The organism is Haloquadratum walsbyi J07HQW2 (genome assembly GCF_000415985.1).
Taxonomy (GTDB): Archaea; Halobacteriota; Halobacteria; order Halobacteriales; family Haloferacaceae; genus Haloquadratum; species Haloquadratum walsbyi_B.
Window position 1 is genome coordinate 866,526 of record NZ_KE356561.1, and the last position, 16,933, is coordinate 883,458.

Here is a 16,933-nt window from a genome sequence, read left to right on the forward strand (position 1 = left end):
ACGATATGCCCGCCCGACGTCATTTTCTCACGACCATTGGCACTGCTGCTGCCGCAGCACTCACTGCCGGGTGTTCTGGGCGCAGTAGTGGATCAGATACTTCCGAGCAAGCATCACAACAGGCAAACACGCCATTATCAACAGATACGGGCGTATCCGCTCCAACACGGGAAAATACCCTCCCACTTCCACTGTCGCCATCAGCACTTCGTGAAGCAGCACAGTCTGGGGGACCAGATAAAGATGGTATCCCTTCTATTGATAATCCGACATTTATCTCAAGGGATGAAACTGAGATAGTTGACCCGGGTGACCCGGTGTTCGGAGTTGTTCATAATGGAGTTGCAAGAGCGTATCCACAGGCGATTCTCGTGCTTCATGAGATTGTCAACGACACGTTTGGTGGTGAGAACATTACAGTGACGTACTGCCCGCTAACCGGGACTGCTCAGGGATTCGCTCGCGGTGAGACTACATTCGGTGTCTCAGGTCGATTAATCAACAACAATCTTGTGATGTACGACCGTGCTACCGAAACATGGTGGCCACAGATGCTTGCGACAGCGATTCCAGGACCATGGAATGAGTCGCCAACGATTCGCTCACTCACTCCTATCCGAGTCAAGTGGACAACGTGGAAACAATGGCAACAGCGGCACCCAGACACGCGCGTGCTTTCAACAGAAACGGGATATGCAAAGAATTATGGCCGTGATCCATATGGATCATACAATCCGCTCCGCGGATACTACGCGGATGAGCGATTATTATTCCCAGCATTACACCAGGATGATCGATATCCAAAGAAGACAACTGTACATGGGGTACGAACACCAGATGGTGCTGCTGCATTTCATAAAGAAAGTCTTCGTCAGGCGGGCGTTCTTTCAGGGGCAATTGATGAACTATCAGTGATTGCTGTCTATGACCCAGAGCTTGATACTGGATATGTATACGAGAACCCAGAAGAGATGACATTCACACTTGAGCGACAACAAGGACAGATTATCGCTCCAGATGGCACAGGGTATGCCCCATCATCGCTCCCACTCACACGTATGTACAGTTTCGATGCAATGTGGTTTGCATGGGCAGGATACTACCCAGAAACTGCAGTGTACACCAATGAGTGAGCGCTCACACGAACAGTCAAGAGACAAATCAGACACAGCAGATGCTGATATGTCGTTACGAGAACGCGTATCAGTCATCTATTCGTTACTACGATGGATTTCGATTGCAGTAGATGCGATTCGTCGCCAGCGTCGATTAGGACTGCTCACCAGTATTGTTGGAAGTAGCTATTTTATCCTATATTTATGGGGTGTTGGTCATCTTGCACCTGGACTTGGTGGGTGGGGAATTACGGTTGTCTCTGACCCAGTAACAACGTTTACAACACCCGCTCTTGGACCATTTTCGTATCGTCCGATCGCTCGGATACAAACTGGACCTCTCACATATTTGCTCTCGTTGAATTCGGTTATTGGATTCATGCTCGCAATACTTGTTGGCATGAACGTTGCAGGATCGGTACTGCTCTGGCGTCAACCGAAAGCATGCGGATTACATAGTGCATCAGGTGGCATGCTTGCTGGAATTCCTGGACTTATTTCAGGAACAGCGTGCTGTGGACCAGTTATACTCCTTGTTCTTGGAATTCAAGCATCTAGTATTATTATCACAGCGTTTGAACTCCTTGTTCCAGCTGCGGTTGGGATGCTTATTATCTCATTAATCTTCATTGGGCGACGAATTGAGCAGACGCTGTGAACGGTCATATGTATCTTATATTAGATGATAAATCGATTATATCATCCACAGATCTGTATTGTATTATATTGCGAACTCATGACTATGACTGATGCTGTCCTCTCCTGATCAATACTTTTGTTTCAGTTTCGTCATGAGTGGACGACTCTATATTCACACCGAATCTGTTTCTATTACTGTGAGATTATAGTCAAAATATTATTTCAGATGAATTATGACAACAAGGCAGTGATAAACCGTACCCCGGACGCCACTGTGCTACATATTTATATCTACGATTTGATCTGTGATTATCGTCTGTTTCTTATCATAGCAGGTTTAATTCCATTCATTTCACTATCATAAATGAGAAATTTCTTATAACTATCGCATAGATTACACTAATTAATGCAATTACGATGGTCTGTATATGTTTCAATTATACATGGTAAATCATAATCTTTAGATATTCACATGTTGTTATCTATCATTGGAATTAGCGGTTCAGAAGGCAGGATATGTTTCGCAGGAAATAATCAATGACAGAAAATACAACACAACTCTCACGTCGAGATATTTTAGCAGCGACTGGGTCGGCGAGTGTCGCCGGTTTAGCAGGGTGTAGTGGTGGTGACAGTAGCTCCACGAACGCATCTGGGGAAGCTGAAAGCAATACAAGTCCAATTGAACTTCTTCATGCATGGTCGTCCGGTGACGGAAACGCAGCTGTCGCTTCGCTGATCGAAGGATTTCAAGAAGCACATCCGGATGTCTCATTCGCTGAGGAGCCAGTTAATGGTGCGGCTCGCGGGAATCTTGATCAGGTTATCTCAAATCGGCTCCAGGCAAACGATCCACCAAGCACATTCCAGACGTGGCCAGGAGAGACATTAACAAAGTTCGATGGAGCGTATGAGAGTATTGAAGAGGATGTTTGGACGGATGATCTGAAAGATAATTACTTAGCTGGTCCTAAAGAGCAAGCAAAACTGAACGGTACATATGTAACAGTCCCGCTGAATATTCATCGGATTAATAATCTATTCTACAATACGGCAGTCCTCGACGAGGCGGGCGTTGATCCAAACGCGCTATCGTCACCGGCAGATGTTGTTGACGCCTGTTCGACCGTCGCAGAAAGTACCGATGCTATTCCATTCGCACAGCAGACAAGCAGTGGATGGTCAACGGTTCAGCTATGGGAAACAACCCTTCTTGCACAAGCTGGAATTGATGGCTATACTGCATACACTGAAGGAAACGGTGATGTGTCACAGGTACAGCGCGCTCTTGAAAGTGTCAATGAGTTACGTGAGTATTACCCAACTGATAGCTCTTCAATTAGCTTCACCGAAGCTAATACGATGATAATAGAGGGTGATGCAGCATTCATTCACCAAGGTGACTGGGCAGCTGGTGCCTATACCGGAACTGAGGGATTCAAATATGGAGAGGACTGGAATCAGATTACATATCCAGGCACTGAGGGTAGCTATCTACTCAATATGGACTCATTCCCGTATTTCGCAAACAACCCATCCCCAGAGGCAACGAAGACATTCTTACGATACTGTGGAAGTACTGAGGGACAAGTTCGTTTCAATAAGGCAAAAGGATCAATTCCACCTCGAAAAGATGCCGATGTCTCAGCGCTCAACTCATTCCAACAGGATCAGTATGATGACTTTACTACCGCAGATAATCAACCGCCATCGATTCAACATGGACTTGCTGTTTCGCCGGGTGTAGCGACCAATATTGGGAGCGCATTCAGTGGCTTCCTCGAAAGCTATGAACCCGATCAATCGGCAGATAAACTTGTTAGCGCTTTTGAATAACTGTTGATATATATTACGTGATAAATCTAAATTTTGGGGGAAGCAATCTTCATAAGAATATTAACTCGGTGTCAAAATAGAATCGGCTGATACAAACCTGATATGAGTAGGTTATATGTACTAGACGAATATATGTAAAATATCTTAATGTATCAGTGCTAATAAAAAAAGTAGACAACGCAATTAGAGGTCACGCAGAACCCAATATGAAGATAGTAATTATTACTCAGTTTGACATGCTCTGTATATAAATTATCATAAAGTATGTATCGACTCTTTGAAAAATGTAAATCCCACTTTGGATTCGATAACGTCGGAGAAGACCAACGCAGGCGTGAACGCCGTCAAGAGTCAGGACAACAGTCGCAATCCGGACAGCGTGACTCTGGTGTTGACCAATTTCAGCAATTATTCACTCGTGTACAGTCATTTCTGCGGCGTGATATTGTGCGTTCAGCCCCATTTTGGATTATTCCTTTCGGCTTAGTTGGATTGTTTATTTATGGTGCTATTATCTGGAATATACTGTTATCACTGACAGACTTTGCTGGACTTGGTGAACCAGACTACAGCACACTAGATTTTGAAAATTATATCGTTGCATTCACCGGTGGAACACCATCATGGTCTTCACTCAGCATTGAACCTATCTGGAATGCAACACAGAACACAATAGTGCTAATGATTGGGTTTGCTGCTGTTTGTTTGCTTCTTGGCTTGGTGCTCGCGATCTTAGTTGATCAAAAGATCCGATTTGAAAATACCATTCGGACAATATATCTACTTCCAATGAGCCTCTCATTCGTTGTAACAGCGAAATTCTGGTTATATATGTACAACCCGCAGACGGGGTTGATTAACATTACATTACAAGCGTTTGGGATAGGTCCAATTAGAATTGTCCAAAACCCACAGCTGAAGCTTGCTGCAGTTGCATTTGCACTTGTTTGGCAGTTTAGTGGCTATGCAATGATAGTGTATCTCGCTGCGCTCAGGGGCATTCCCTCAAGTCATTTTGAGGCTGCCCGAGTTGATGGTGCAAGCACATTTCAAATGTATCGGCGGGTAATCATCCCGCAGTTACGAACAGCAACAGTCAGTGCACTTGTTGTCATCACCGTGTTCGCATTGAAAGCGTTCGATTTCTTATTTTCAATGTACTCAGGGTATCAACCAGGACCATCCGCTGATATTCTGGCGACGCGAATGGTTAGAGAAGCATATGCAAATCAAAACTGGGCATATGGATCAACAATTGCAGTTGTATTATTTGTCATGGCATTGTTTATTGTCGGACCATATTTGTACTCACAATACCGCAGAGGAGATCTGTAAAAATGAGTCGTCAACGTATACTTGAAACAAATCGTCAGTCACTGGTGGCGAAACTCAAGCGAATTGGGCTTTATATCGTCCTGCTAGCGATGGCTGGATTCTATCTTATTCCAATTGAGACCGGCATAATGACAGCCTTTACCACACCAGCATCATACACAGGAAATACTCCGTTTCTTCCACCATTAGAACCGTTAATTCCTGGAACAGGGTCATTCTCAGTTCAACCGTGGATAAATGCAGTCAACAGCTTGACTGGGGGATTACTCAATAGTTTTGTGCTTGTGATTCCAGCGACAGTGTTTTCTGGGTTATTCGGAAGCATGGCTGCGTATGCATTGACGACAGTCAATTGGCGCGGACAAATTGGGATTTATATACTGTTTGTTGCGGGAATTTTTATTCCATATCAGGCAGTGCTAGTGCCACTGACGCAGTTCTGGTATAATGTGATTCCACTACAGAGCATTTTCACAACAGTGGCAGCATCAGTACCACTCATTGCAGAGTATCATTGGAAATTACTTGCATTGATTATTACACATACCGCATATGGAATTCCAATTTGCACTCTATTATTCCGGGCACATTATAAAAAACTCTCCTCAGAGATGATTGAAGCCGCACGTCTTGATGGAGCATCGATATCGACCATTTACTGGCGAATCATTCTACCACTTTCAGTTCCGATGTTTGCTGTAGTGTTTATATATCAATTCACACAAATATGGAACGATTTATTATTCGCATTGACGATTGTCCAGTTCGGTGATGCGTCTGTTGTGACACAGGAACTCGTCGGAATTGGTGTCTCACAATCAGGAACAAATTTTCCCCTTCGAATGGCTGCAGCGCTTGTTGCTGCCCTCCCGACACTCATAATATACATTTTCTTTGGCGATCGTTTTGCGAAAGGAGTGACAACATGATTTTCGCTAAGATAGCTCACGGCGAGACGATGTTCACAACTGGCAGTAATAATGTTGTACCATGCATATTGAATATTAGAATTCGCACAGAAGCGCACGGATAATTCAAATAACATAATTGATAGAATAATGGCAACACTAACGCTCACAGATGTCACGAAAGAGTTCAACAGTGGACAGAATAATGAAGTTACTGCTGTCGATGAAGTATCGATGACTATCGATGACGGCGAGTTTCTCGTGCTTGTTGGACCATCTGGATGCGGAAAATCAACAACACTCCGAATGATCGCTGGGCTTGAGACGGTGACAAACGGCGATATCACGCTTGAGGACCGTCGGATCAACGGTGTCTCACCTGCTAACCGTGATATTGCAATGGTATTTCAGTCGTATGCATTGTATCCACACATGACTGTTCGTGAGAATATGCGATTTGGACTCGAAGAATCAACAACTCTCGAAGATGATGTGATTGCTAACACAGTCACAGAGACGGCTACATTGATGGATATTAGCGAACTCCTTGATCGAACCCCGGCAGAACTCTCAGGTGGGCAGCAACAACGCGTTGCTCTTGGTCGTGCGATTGTTCGTGACCCGGCTGTCTTTTTAATGGATGAGCCACTGTCGAATCTCGATGCAAAGCTTCGTGCGACGATGCGAACGGAGCTACAACGAATTCAGGCTGATCTTGATGTCACGACAGTGTATGTTACACACGATCAAACAGAGGCAATGACAATGGGTGATCGAATCGCTGTACTCGATGATGGAACTCTTCAACAAGTTGGGACACCACTCGAATGCTATCATACACCGCAAAATCGATTTGTTGCTGGATTTATCGGAGAGCCATCAATGAATTTCTTCAATGGGAAAATCAAATCAAGAACATTTGTTGCCCAACAATTTTCATACCCACTCTCAGAAAAGATCCAATCAGCCATTGGAGGCACGCGTGAGATTACACTCGGTGTCCGACCAGAAGATGTAATACTGCATCAAGATGCTGATGATACGATTCAGGCAAATAATCACTGTTTTGACTGTGTGGTTGATGTTGTTGAGCCGGTTGGTGAGTCAAATCATATTTATCTTCAGTTTGCTACGGATAACAGATCTCAGTCAGAGACTTTCATTGCCACAGTTAGTGGCATGCAGACTATCAACAGTGGCGATAATGTGATTGTTGAGATACCTCCAGAGGGGATTCATTTGTTTGATACGCACAATGGCACGGCGCTCATGAACCGATCACTAACTGATATTGGCTCTGTTGAGACGCCACGATTGCAGTGATACTTATTTGAACTATTTACTGAAAGTATCGACGCAGGTGCACTGCAATCGGAGAATGTCTGATACAGGTATCATGATCAGAGCATTTGATTGAGTATCGTGACATAGTAGCGAATTAGATACACTATCAAATAAATTAAATGTTGACTCCAATCGCAGATATCAACTGATGATTTGATGCCTGCGATCAAAAGTAGATATTTATCAGCTGAGGGTGATTGCACCTGCCTGTTTTCGTCGGCTCCGGGTTGGAATACGGATTGTAACGATTGTATTGTTATCCGTTCTCTCAACCGCAATCGACCCTCCAGCCTGCATAATAACTACATTGACAAGCCATAGACTGAGTCCTTTGGCATGCTCTAATTGTGTCTCTTCTCCACTCTCAAGCACTGCTGATTTGATATTCGAAATTAGTCTATCAGCTGTAACCCTAATCGTAACCCAATCAGCTTCTGATATCACTAATTCAACATTAATATTAATTGCTGTATCTGTATCTACAGAAGTATTGTCTACCCCGCGTGTGAAATCTTGAACTAGCTCATCGACGGCAACTAGTACTACATTCGGCATATCAACACTGACTGTCTCGGTGGTTTCAAGACATACAGAACTGTGTGCCTTCGACGATTTAAGACGCTCAACGATCCCATCTAATCCGGATTTGGCGTCAATGAACTCCGTTCCAGTGCCCTGTTTTTGAATTAATTTCTGTATTTGTTGTGTCTTTTCTGTAATCATTTCCCAATTGTCGAGCACTTCATGAATATTCGAACCATGCGTTTGTCGACTTTCATGATCATCAGCCCCGATTGTAAGATCAAGGAATCCTCGAAGCTTCGTGATATCGTTGCGGATATTATGTCGAATTACTCGCTGAAGAACCTGCAAGTGTCGTCGTTTCCGCTCTTGTGTGGTGATGTCACGAGCCTCAACTACGAGTAGTGTAATGTCTCCGTCAGAATTAGTTATGGGTCGAACTGAGAGATCAAGTAACCGAAGTCCATTTGCAGACATTGCCTCAAGTGTCTGTTGAACGCTTTTACCATCGGCTGCCCGATTGATACTCTGCTGGATTGTCTCAACAAGCTCATCCGAGTGTGTCCATAGTGGGAGATCTGAGAATTGGACAATTTGAGAGTCATCCGCGATCTCAGTTTCTGCTGAGGAGAGTGCATTGTTGAGCCGAAGGATCGTTCCGTCCGTATCGAGCAATCCAGAAACTTGATATTGCTGATTGAATATTGCCTCAAATCGTCGTGCACGCTTTTTGATCTGGCTAATATCGCGGATATATATTAAGACACCACCAACGCTTTCATCATCAGTGTAATTTCGCGCTCGAGCGTTGACAGTCAACCATGTGTCATCGGGCGCATGGAAACGGAATTCACACTCAGATGTCTGCGCCGGGTTTTCAATGACATTGACAAATTCATTCATTACCGCTTCTTGCTCATCCACATGAACATAATCAAAGATGTTTGTCCCAGAGAGAGTGTCAGAATCGTATCCAAGGACACGTTCTGAAGCAGCACTCACATATGAGAGCGTTCCATCTTCATCAACAATTGTAACAACATCAACTGATTCTTCAACGAATCGCTCTGTCCGCTGCTGTTGACGCCGTTTTTCGGTCAGGTTATGAACGATCAATCCATATCCAAGGAACGATTCATCATCCGTTTTAACCGGCGTACATCGGACATCTGCATAAAACGTTGACCCGTCCTCACAGACACGCTGTCCTTCATGAGCACTTTCGCCTTGTATTGAAGCTTGAGTTAATAATCGTTGGATGACATTCTCTTGTCGCTCTGAGTCAGGATGGAGCGCAGTGGCTGACATGCCAACAGCAGTTTCAGGACTATATCCAAAGAGATCCTTCGCTCCATCATTCCACGAGGTAATTGTCCCATTTTTATCAAGCACTATAAACGCATATTCATCGATGCTTTCGGTCAGTAATTCAAACTGTTGTCGTTCGCGCTGAAGATTTCGTTTTTGTTTTTTTCTTTCTGTCTCATCACGAACCGTACAGACAACGGATCCGTGTTCAACAGCAGTCAACGAAATTTCTGCAGGAAAACTGCTCCCATCTGGTCGAGTTCCGGTTACTTCTCCACGCCAGTATCCTGTTGATTCAAGCGATTCGAATGCTTCTGACCGCAGTCGTTCAGCCTCTTCCTCGTCGTATAACCGATGCCACGACTCGCCGAGGAGATCGGCTGGACTCTCAAACCCGTACATGTCGGCATGTGTCTGGTCGACATAATCGTACCCATCGTCTCCAAGGATTGCGACCCCATCGTTAGCCTGTTCGATTGCTTGTTGGAATGACTCTAATTCTTGTTGCCGTCGCTCGCTTTGAGTGACGTCATATGCGGTAATGAGAAGCGATTGCACAACTCCATCTACGTCCGTCACTGGTCGGACAGTACCACTGAGGTATCGAGTATCACCGGCTTCATCTGGTATCTCAGACTCATACGTTATATACTCGCCGTCCGCTGCGCGAGCTACCCATTCACGAATCGACGTGACGAGTTCTTCATCATGGTTCCAGAATTCCGTCTTCCACAAATCCTTTCCGCAAATTGTCGCATAATCAGCTGAAACATAGGTTAATGCCCGTTGATTGATATCAATAACTGTTCCGTCCGTGTCAGTGAGTCCAACCAGTAATTGTGGATCCTCAAATACCGATTTAAACCGTCGCTCGCTCTGGCGAAGTTCTTGAACCCGTCTGTGCTTTTCTGTCACATCACGAACAATACAGATAATCCGCGACTCATCAATACGGGTGAGTGAAAGTTCGCTCGGAAAATCGTGTTCACCATTTGATCCGGCTATTATCCCACGCCAATACCCCTCAGCACGTAACGTCGGCAAAATATCCGATTCAATTCGTTTGATCTTAGCTGGGTCATCATATATTACCTGTAGATTCTCACCGAGTAATTGCTCTTTATCATCATAGCCATAGAATTCGAGATGAGTTTCATCAACATATGTATACTTGCCGTCTTCAATAATCGCGACTCCATCATTTGCTTCGTCAATTGCTGACTCAAGCGATGCGAGTTGTTCGCGACGAGCGTGCTTTTCGCTGATATCACGCACCGTCGTATGAACGTACACTGAATTGTTTACCTCAACACGTCGACTTGAATATGACACAGCAACAGAATCACCTTCAGCACACGAAATAGATATATCATCGCTCAGTGACTCATCATTAAGAACTCGTTGTTGATATGATTGATATGCCTCCGAGTCGCCATCAAATAAAAATTTCTCTAATCGTTGATTACGGATTTCGCTTCGATCATATCCGCTTAGTGTGCACGCAGCGGTGTTTACTTCGATAATAGATCCATCCGTATCACTGACAAGAATGGCGTCTCGTGAGCCCTCAAAGAGAATTTGTCGCCACTCATGTTCTGTCTTGGATTGCTGCTCTCGCCTAATTCGATTCACTGCAGCTTCAAGATTCGAAGCCGCGAGTTCTGCGAGTCGAGCGTCTGAATCGGAGAATGCATCCACGTCAGTCATGCCAATCGTTACGACACCAAATTCTGGGATAGGAACGATTATCTCACTTTGAATTGTTGTATCGGGATTGTGTACAGAATCAGCCTGTGGAACATTACGGATGTGTTTGGTTTGTTGCTCATCATATGCTCGACCAGCAAGTGATGGCGGTGGAAGTGTTGGTAACTCACCGATAATACCCTGTGCCGGTTCTGACTGAACAACTGGTTCAAGCAACTCAGTTTTCTTATCATATTGCCAGACTGCAGACAGCGGTGCGTCAAACTCAATATTGAAGATTTCGACAACAACCGCTGCGGACTCCGATATTGATTTTGCGTGATTGAGTTCGGCAGAAAGTCGAAGAAGTCCCGAGTGATCTGACTCGGTGACACCGCCTGGCGCAGGGCTCATACGGTTTATCTCATTTGAATCCACTAAGATATTCGTATTTCAATAATACGTTTCAGCGTGATTATACCCGTCAAATTAGATTAACATATACTTATAGACCGCTTTATTGGTCAATTCACTCATTGTATAAGATGTTATATTAATTACCACTGCCGAAGAAGATCACATCTCGGCTTGAATACGTGAACCTACAATGTGATGATATGATGTTTGTTTGATATCAAAAGCGCTACTCAAAGCGATGTCGCAGTAATGTATAAACGTTAATCCAATGATGATTACGAACCGACCAAGCGCTGGGACTCAACTAATATTATTATATTCCTGAGTAGGATCCGTGAATTAAATATTTTTGAACGCTTGTTGTGTATTTATTTGTCCGATTTTTTCATCTACCTGTTGTTTAATTGAATCTAAGTTTTCGATAAGTTGTTGATACTCACCATTATCCGATAATTGCCGCTGGTCTTTTCGCTCTTCAAGTAGTGCCTTTTTCTCCGAAAGTTCATACATTTTATTTACAAGTTCACTGTATGACTCTCGGTCAATGAGATTTGAGACAAGATTAAGCATATCCTCACGTGAGATTGGCTTGACTGCATAATCATCAAACTCCATTTCAAGAATATCGAAATCTGGCTCAACTGCCGTTACCATAGCCACTTGTATACGATACTCTGCGTCCCGCACCTCCCGAAGTACTTTTCGACCTGGCTGTTCTGGCATCCGCCTATCAAGAATCATAATATCAAACGACTCATCAGCCTTCGTAATCGCCTCTTGAGCTCCATATGCGACATCGACAGAATACTTCGTAGAAAGCCATACCGCATACAAATCCGCCAGTTCTGGTTCATCCTCAACGACTAATATTCGCTCTTTATCGCTGCTCATGATGCCACTCCGACTTTCTGATATGTATTTGCCGAGACAGTCACAAGTATCATAATTGAGTCATGAGGGTGAGAGATGGTTCGCTTCTGTATTCATGATGCTACATCTATACATTTCGTATTTATTTTCATATAAATATTATCACGGCATCAGTTGATATCAATATGGTCAAAAAGTAGAGTATATATATAAGAAGATATATTTCTCCGGAAGCAGTTCAACATATAACAGTCAATTTGTAATGGCAACAGACGTACGCTTACAGTATTATGCTACGCGGTACGGTCAAGTTATTAGCGTATTACTTGTATTGTCTGCGGTTGCTGCTTTTGCCGCAGCAGGATTTGTTTATACGAACCCACCAGTCGAACAGACAAGCCCAGAAGACACAAATGTTCAATCGTTTTCATTTGATACAGACCATCGTGCAACAGTTACCGGTCCGACAGAACTGTTTGACCGTGGACGGACACTCCAAAATCATCCTGTCTACTTTCAGAATGCCTCACCCGATGTCACTTTCAGTACAGCAATATCTGTTCCACAGGATCGATCAGTAGACGTTTCCTATCGAGTTATTGCTAATTATGAAGCAACATTTCGTGGTGAAGTGTTTTGGGACCGACAAGAAGTGGTTGCAAATAATAAATGGACAGTACAAAATGGTGAGGTCCAGCATAATACAACGTTGACAATTTCGGATTACTTATCACGAATTGATCCATTTGAGTCGGCTGTTGGAAGTACCGGAACGCTATCACGAGAGTTACAATTTGTTGTGACGTACAGCTCACCGGTTGATAACGGAAATAAATATGAAGGACAACTGCGTTCAACAACTACGATTCAATCGTCATCTGAGGCATATTGGGTAAGTTCTGAAATTGGAGATAGCACAACAAAAAGCCAAACACAGTCATCAGAGCAGTATGTTGGGCAGCCGAATATACAGCAAGTACAACTATTAGCTGGGAGTGGTGGCATTTTGTTCATCGCTGGGGTTACTGTACTCATTTGGGCACGTCGACAGGATGATCCAGCCGAACTAGAGCTTGCTGTTGTTCGTGATCGCTATGATGAGTGGATATCAGAGGGTGAACTGCCAACCGGCGCAGCAAGTGAGTATGTATATATAGATTCACTTGAAGGGATTGTCGACATTGCAATCGACACAAACAAACGCGTTATTTATGACTCTGATCTTGAGACGTACAGTGTCGTTGATGAGAACATTATTTACTACTACGCACGTGACCCGACCGCTGTTTCATCTTGGTTGAATCTCTCTGTTGATGAATGATGGCGTTTATTCGAGCCACCGACGAATTTTGACTAACAACGGGACATCACGTTGTCGACGACCAATTCGAATAGGGTCAAGCCCAATGAGCGTCGTTGCGACGACAAGTGATGCAACGCCTACGACGGTGTTGATCGTAACGAGCGGTACCCATGGATGAATACGATATAATCCAACGATTATCTCACGCGGTAGAAAAGCCAGATATCGGTGTTCAACTATTGCATCAACATACACTCCCGTTGAGGGCGGCGCAGAAATCGTCACATTCGTTTCCGCTGTTGTCTGTGCGGGGACGACTAACTGTTTATCAGAGACAGCGACATTATCACTCGCTGGTTCAATCATCACGACAACTGGAATCCACCCATTGCTTGGGACTTGATAGCCAACTGTTTCATTCGTGCCCTGCCCAATAACAGAAATTCCAGCAGAATCGCTCTCTGAACTCACGTACTGAAATTGATGGACACCACCTGGAAGGATCATGCTCATCGTAAGAGTAGCTATCAAAAGTAATATCAAGATAGTAATGATGATTGTCGGATTGATCTTTCCTGACGAGCGCGAGGTATCCCGTCGGCGCGTAGATCGGCTGTTTTCTGCATATGCTGAAAGTGCATATGCAACTCCACCAAATCCGATAAGAATATATGATAGTCCCTGTCCACCGAGGATGGCTCGTGTTCCAAGTGCGACTGCTAATTCTTCTTGTGCTGTCGTCGTAAATGATCCCATCGTGGTGACTGCGGTTCCAAGATTCGGGATAATAACGACAAAATCACCGATTGTGAGCGCTTTGGCGACAATCTGTGACTCACTGACTGGCGGTTCAGAGCCATCCTGGTCGGTGACAACGTTTGCGTCACCACGGGTAATGTACCCTTCTGATGTTGTCTCAACGACTCGATGCGTTACTAATCCACCACCATTGAGATTAACAGCATCAAAGGTGACAATATCGCCTTCCTCAATCGGTCCAGCTAATGCTGTTGGAATGGCAACGAATCCATCACCGGTGCTAATAGTCGGATCCATACTACCCGTTTCAACATATGCCGGACCGACTGGTTGTCCAAGGAGTGCCCCGGCAAGCATTGAAAGAACAAATAACAGTGCTAGCGCGCCTCCAATCCGTTTAATCGACTGCACTAACACCATATTCAGTAATTGGATATAATATCTCAGTCATTTAGTGTCTTTCAATCATATAGCAATCAAATTAATCAATCATGTTGATAATATAATATCCCATCGCTCGGTTTAGACCTAAATCGAATTTACCCGTGTTTTATAATCATATTCCCTTTTTATTTACCAGCTTCATTCCAACTGTGTGTAGTCCCCATCATTAGCAATCGAAAACATCGGTAGCATATACAATGTCAGTATGATCAGTTCATATCAACAGGTCTCAATTTATCTTATTCTTGTTCTATCCAATATGGATGTCTGATCAGAGGTTGGTCGACCTTCGTCGGCAATTGAGAGCTTGATGACGATAATCAGAGGATTATCATTTTCAATCGTAATTGACTCAATATCTAGACGCTGATCTTCATAGTCACGGAGTGTGGCTCCAAGTTCCACAATTCGTGGGTTTGATATGCATTGAATCAACACTCATCATACGAATTAGTTTGATGGTAGCCGACACTGCTGAACAACAAAACGATATAAAGCCATTATCGACAGACGAAGCATATGATATTCTTTCCGATCAGCGTCGGCGATACGCTATTCACCATCTCAAACAATCAGATACAGGAGTGAGCGTCCAAGACCTCGCTGAGCAAGTAGCCGCATGGGAGAATGAAAAGCCGATTGAACAGCTGAATTCACAGGAACGAAAACGGGTCTATATTTCATTGTATCAATCGCACCTTTCGACACTCGATGAAGAAGGTATTGTCGAGTATGATGAAGAAAACCGAATAGTTAATCTTACTGACGCTGCCGATAATCTAAATATTTATTTTGAAGTTGTAGCAAACGATGATATTCCGTGGAGTATATTTTACATTGGATTGACAGTCGCATTCAGTGTACTTGTTGGACTCACATACGCTGGAGTTGGCGTTCTTCAGCGAAGTCAACTCATTATCGTTACAATTGGAATGCTTGGCGCGTATACTGCTGCAGGAATAATCCAGACAATTCAGCGAAAACGTATGGAGCTTGGTGACTCTGGGCCCCCACCAGAATTACAGTGAAGATTTTATTCAGTAGGATAATTTGGTGAAATTCAGTGAATCGTAAACGATCTACATCTCTGGGATCATGCACGTACACCTCAAGTAGGGGATCGTCATTAGCTTGTTTCAAATACTGGATTACGTCTCAATGACTGTATCAAACAGTGGTCGAAGTGTATTGATTGTGCGGTCGCCATCCGATGGTGTCATCAGATAATTTGTATTGATATCTGCAGATTTGAGACGTCGACTAAGCGTGTGTAAAAATTGGAATACCTTCTGCGGGCCAAGATACTGCAAAAACGCCTGAAGTGTATGAACGCTACAAACTGTTGTTTGATTCGGGTCCTGCCACTCATCAAGTATCTGTGTGATTAAAATGCCAAGTCGAGAGAGATCGGTTTGATCAGATATCTGATGTGTTTCGATCGATTCTTCCATTCCATCACCAGATAATTCTGCAATTGACATATCTCCGGGCACACTCGCTCCAACTTTGATGATAATAATTTCACCGCCATCCCAACCAGGGTGTTCTTGACAAACACGCAGAATATCTACTGCTTCACCTGTTGGAACAAGTAATAACATATTTTGTGATTGTTGCGCTTGTAGTATATTATTAAACCCAACATTCCATGTTTCTGGGTTGTTCTGTCCAAGCAGAAGTGCCTGTGACCCCTCAGAGATAGTACTGCTATCAGTCTGAATACTTTCAGCAGTTGTATCAGAATTAACTGATGATACCGACCGTGAGTCAATCAAGGGATCTACTCGATCGGCATTCACGGAGTTGTTCTGAGTCTGATTAGTATCAGTTGCTTTGCCAGAAGACTTCGTCTGATTAATTTTAACAGAGCTAGTTTCGTCGCGATCATCAGTCGTGATCATCTCTTCTGGTGCATCTGAGCGAGAAAGCTGATTCCACATCCGATTCGAGTCATGTTCAGAACTGTCAGTAGTAGACTCAATTGAATGGTGAGTTGAATCTGTGGAAATAGTGGAGTCGGTTTTATTATCAGTGGCGTTCTCAAGATTGGTATCACTATCAGATGATGATCCGGAGTTAGTAGTGTCAACCCTGTCTGTGACTGTTGCATCAGACCAAAGCCGATTCGCGTCAGAATCGCTCGGTACTTGTTCTTCCGAATCTGATTTAGTTGTATTTCTATCGGTATCCGTGATCAGATCCGTATTTGAGTCCGTGTTCGTACTATCTTTTGATGAGAAATCATCATCCGTATCATCAGCACTATCAATGTCATCATCGTCATCTGCTGATTCTTCTATATCTGTGTCGTGAGCAGGCTCAAACTTAGCAAATCGAGACTGTGTATTAGCACTTGACCGTGTTTCATTATCTGAATCATTTTTCTCCGTCATGATAATTTGAAAGTCACTAACTGACACACAAACTGTAGACTGTGCGACTGTTGT

General features: G+C 43.8%; 12 protein-coding genes. 8 read left to right on the top strand and 4 right to left on the bottom strand.

What is annotated here, in order from left to right; all coding sequences use genetic code 11:
- Positions 1 to 5 precede the first annotated feature (5 nt).
- From J07HQW2_RS04010 to J07HQW2_RS04035, 6 genes are all read left to right on the top strand, one after another.
- Positions 6 to 1,133 (top strand): DUF3179 domain-containing protein, encoded by a 1,128-nt coding sequence (locus J07HQW2_RS04010; RefSeq protein WP_021054078.1) that lies wholly within the window; start codon positions 6 to 8, stop codon positions 1,131 to 1,133.
- Positions 1,126 to 1,773 (top strand): hypothetical protein, encoded by a 648-nt coding sequence (locus J07HQW2_RS04015; protein WP_021054079.1) that lies wholly within the window; start codon positions 1,126 to 1,128, stop codon positions 1,771 to 1,773. The genes J07HQW2_RS04010 and J07HQW2_RS04015 overlap by 8 nt, the downstream gene beginning before the upstream one ends.
- A 518-nt stretch (positions 1,774 to 2,291) precedes the next feature.
- Positions 2,292 to 3,590: an ABC transporter substrate-binding protein gene (locus tag J07HQW2_RS04020; RefSeq protein ID WP_021054080.1), complete on the top strand. Its 1,299-nt coding sequence runs from the start codon at positions 2,292 to 2,294 to the stop codon at positions 3,588 to 3,590.
- A 264-nt stretch (positions 3,591 to 3,854) separates the two neighbouring features.
- Complete coding sequence (locus J07HQW2_RS04025; protein WP_021054081.1) at positions 3,855 to 4,925, top strand: carbohydrate ABC transporter permease; 1,071 nt, start codon at positions 3,855 to 3,857, stop codon at positions 4,923 to 4,925.
- Positions 4,926 to 4,927: 2 nt separating this feature from the next.
- The gene (locus J07HQW2_RS04030; RefSeq protein ID WP_021054082.1) at positions 4,928 to 5,854 is read left to right on the top strand and encodes a carbohydrate ABC transporter permease; all 927 of its coding nucleotides are present in this window, start codon (positions 4,928 to 4,930) and stop codon (positions 5,852 to 5,854) included.
- Positions 5,855 to 5,983: 129 nt separating this feature from the next.
- The gene (locus tag J07HQW2_RS04035; protein ID WP_021054083.1) at positions 5,984 to 7,156 is read left to right on the top strand and encodes an ABC transporter ATP-binding protein; all 1,173 of its coding nucleotides are present in this window, start codon (positions 5,984 to 5,986) and stop codon (positions 7,154 to 7,156) included.
- 204 nt (positions 7,157 to 7,360) lie between these two features.
- Here J07HQW2_RS04035 and J07HQW2_RS04040 read toward each other — a convergent pair whose 3' ends face one another.
- Positions 7,361 to 11,107 (bottom strand): PAS domain S-box protein, encoded by a 3,747-nt coding sequence (locus tag J07HQW2_RS04040; protein WP_021054084.1) that lies wholly within the window; start codon positions 11,105 to 11,107, stop codon positions 7,361 to 7,363.
- A 342-nt stretch (positions 11,108 to 11,449) separates the two neighbouring features.
- Positions 11,450 to 12,001 (bottom strand): response regulator, encoded by a 552-nt coding sequence (locus J07HQW2_RS04045; protein ID WP_021054085.1) that lies wholly within the window; start codon positions 11,999 to 12,001, stop codon positions 11,450 to 11,452.
- 241 nt (positions 12,002 to 12,242) lie between these two features.
- On the opposite strand from J07HQW2_RS04045, the gene J07HQW2_RS04050 reads away from it, so the two are divergent.
- On the top strand, positions 12,243 to 13,301 hold the full coding sequence (locus J07HQW2_RS04050; RefSeq protein WP_021054086.1) for a DUF5305 family protein: 1,059 nt from the start codon (positions 12,243 to 12,245) through the stop codon (positions 13,299 to 13,301).
- A 6-nt stretch (positions 13,302 to 13,307) separates the two neighbouring features.
- On the opposite strand, the gene J07HQW2_RS04055 is transcribed toward J07HQW2_RS04050, so the two are convergent.
- Positions 13,308 to 14,453 (bottom strand): signal peptidase I, encoded by a 1,146-nt coding sequence (locus J07HQW2_RS04055; protein ID WP_303703955.1) that lies wholly within the window; start codon positions 14,451 to 14,453, stop codon positions 13,308 to 13,310.
- A gap of 491 nt (positions 14,454 to 14,944) precedes the next feature.
- On the opposite strand from J07HQW2_RS04055, the gene J07HQW2_RS04060 reads away from it, so the two are divergent.
- Complete coding sequence (locus tag J07HQW2_RS04060; protein WP_021054089.1) at positions 14,945 to 15,514, top strand: DUF7344 domain-containing protein; 570 nt, start codon at positions 14,945 to 14,947, stop codon at positions 15,512 to 15,514.
- A gap of 120 nt (positions 15,515 to 15,634) precedes the next feature.
- On the opposite strand, the gene J07HQW2_RS04065 is transcribed toward J07HQW2_RS04060, so the two are convergent.
- Positions 15,635 to 16,879, bottom strand: coding sequence for a DUF7504 family protein (locus J07HQW2_RS04065; RefSeq protein WP_021054090.1), 1,245 nt, complete (start codon positions 16,877 to 16,879; stop codon positions 15,635 to 15,637).
- Positions 16,880 to 16,933 lie beyond the last annotated feature (54 nt).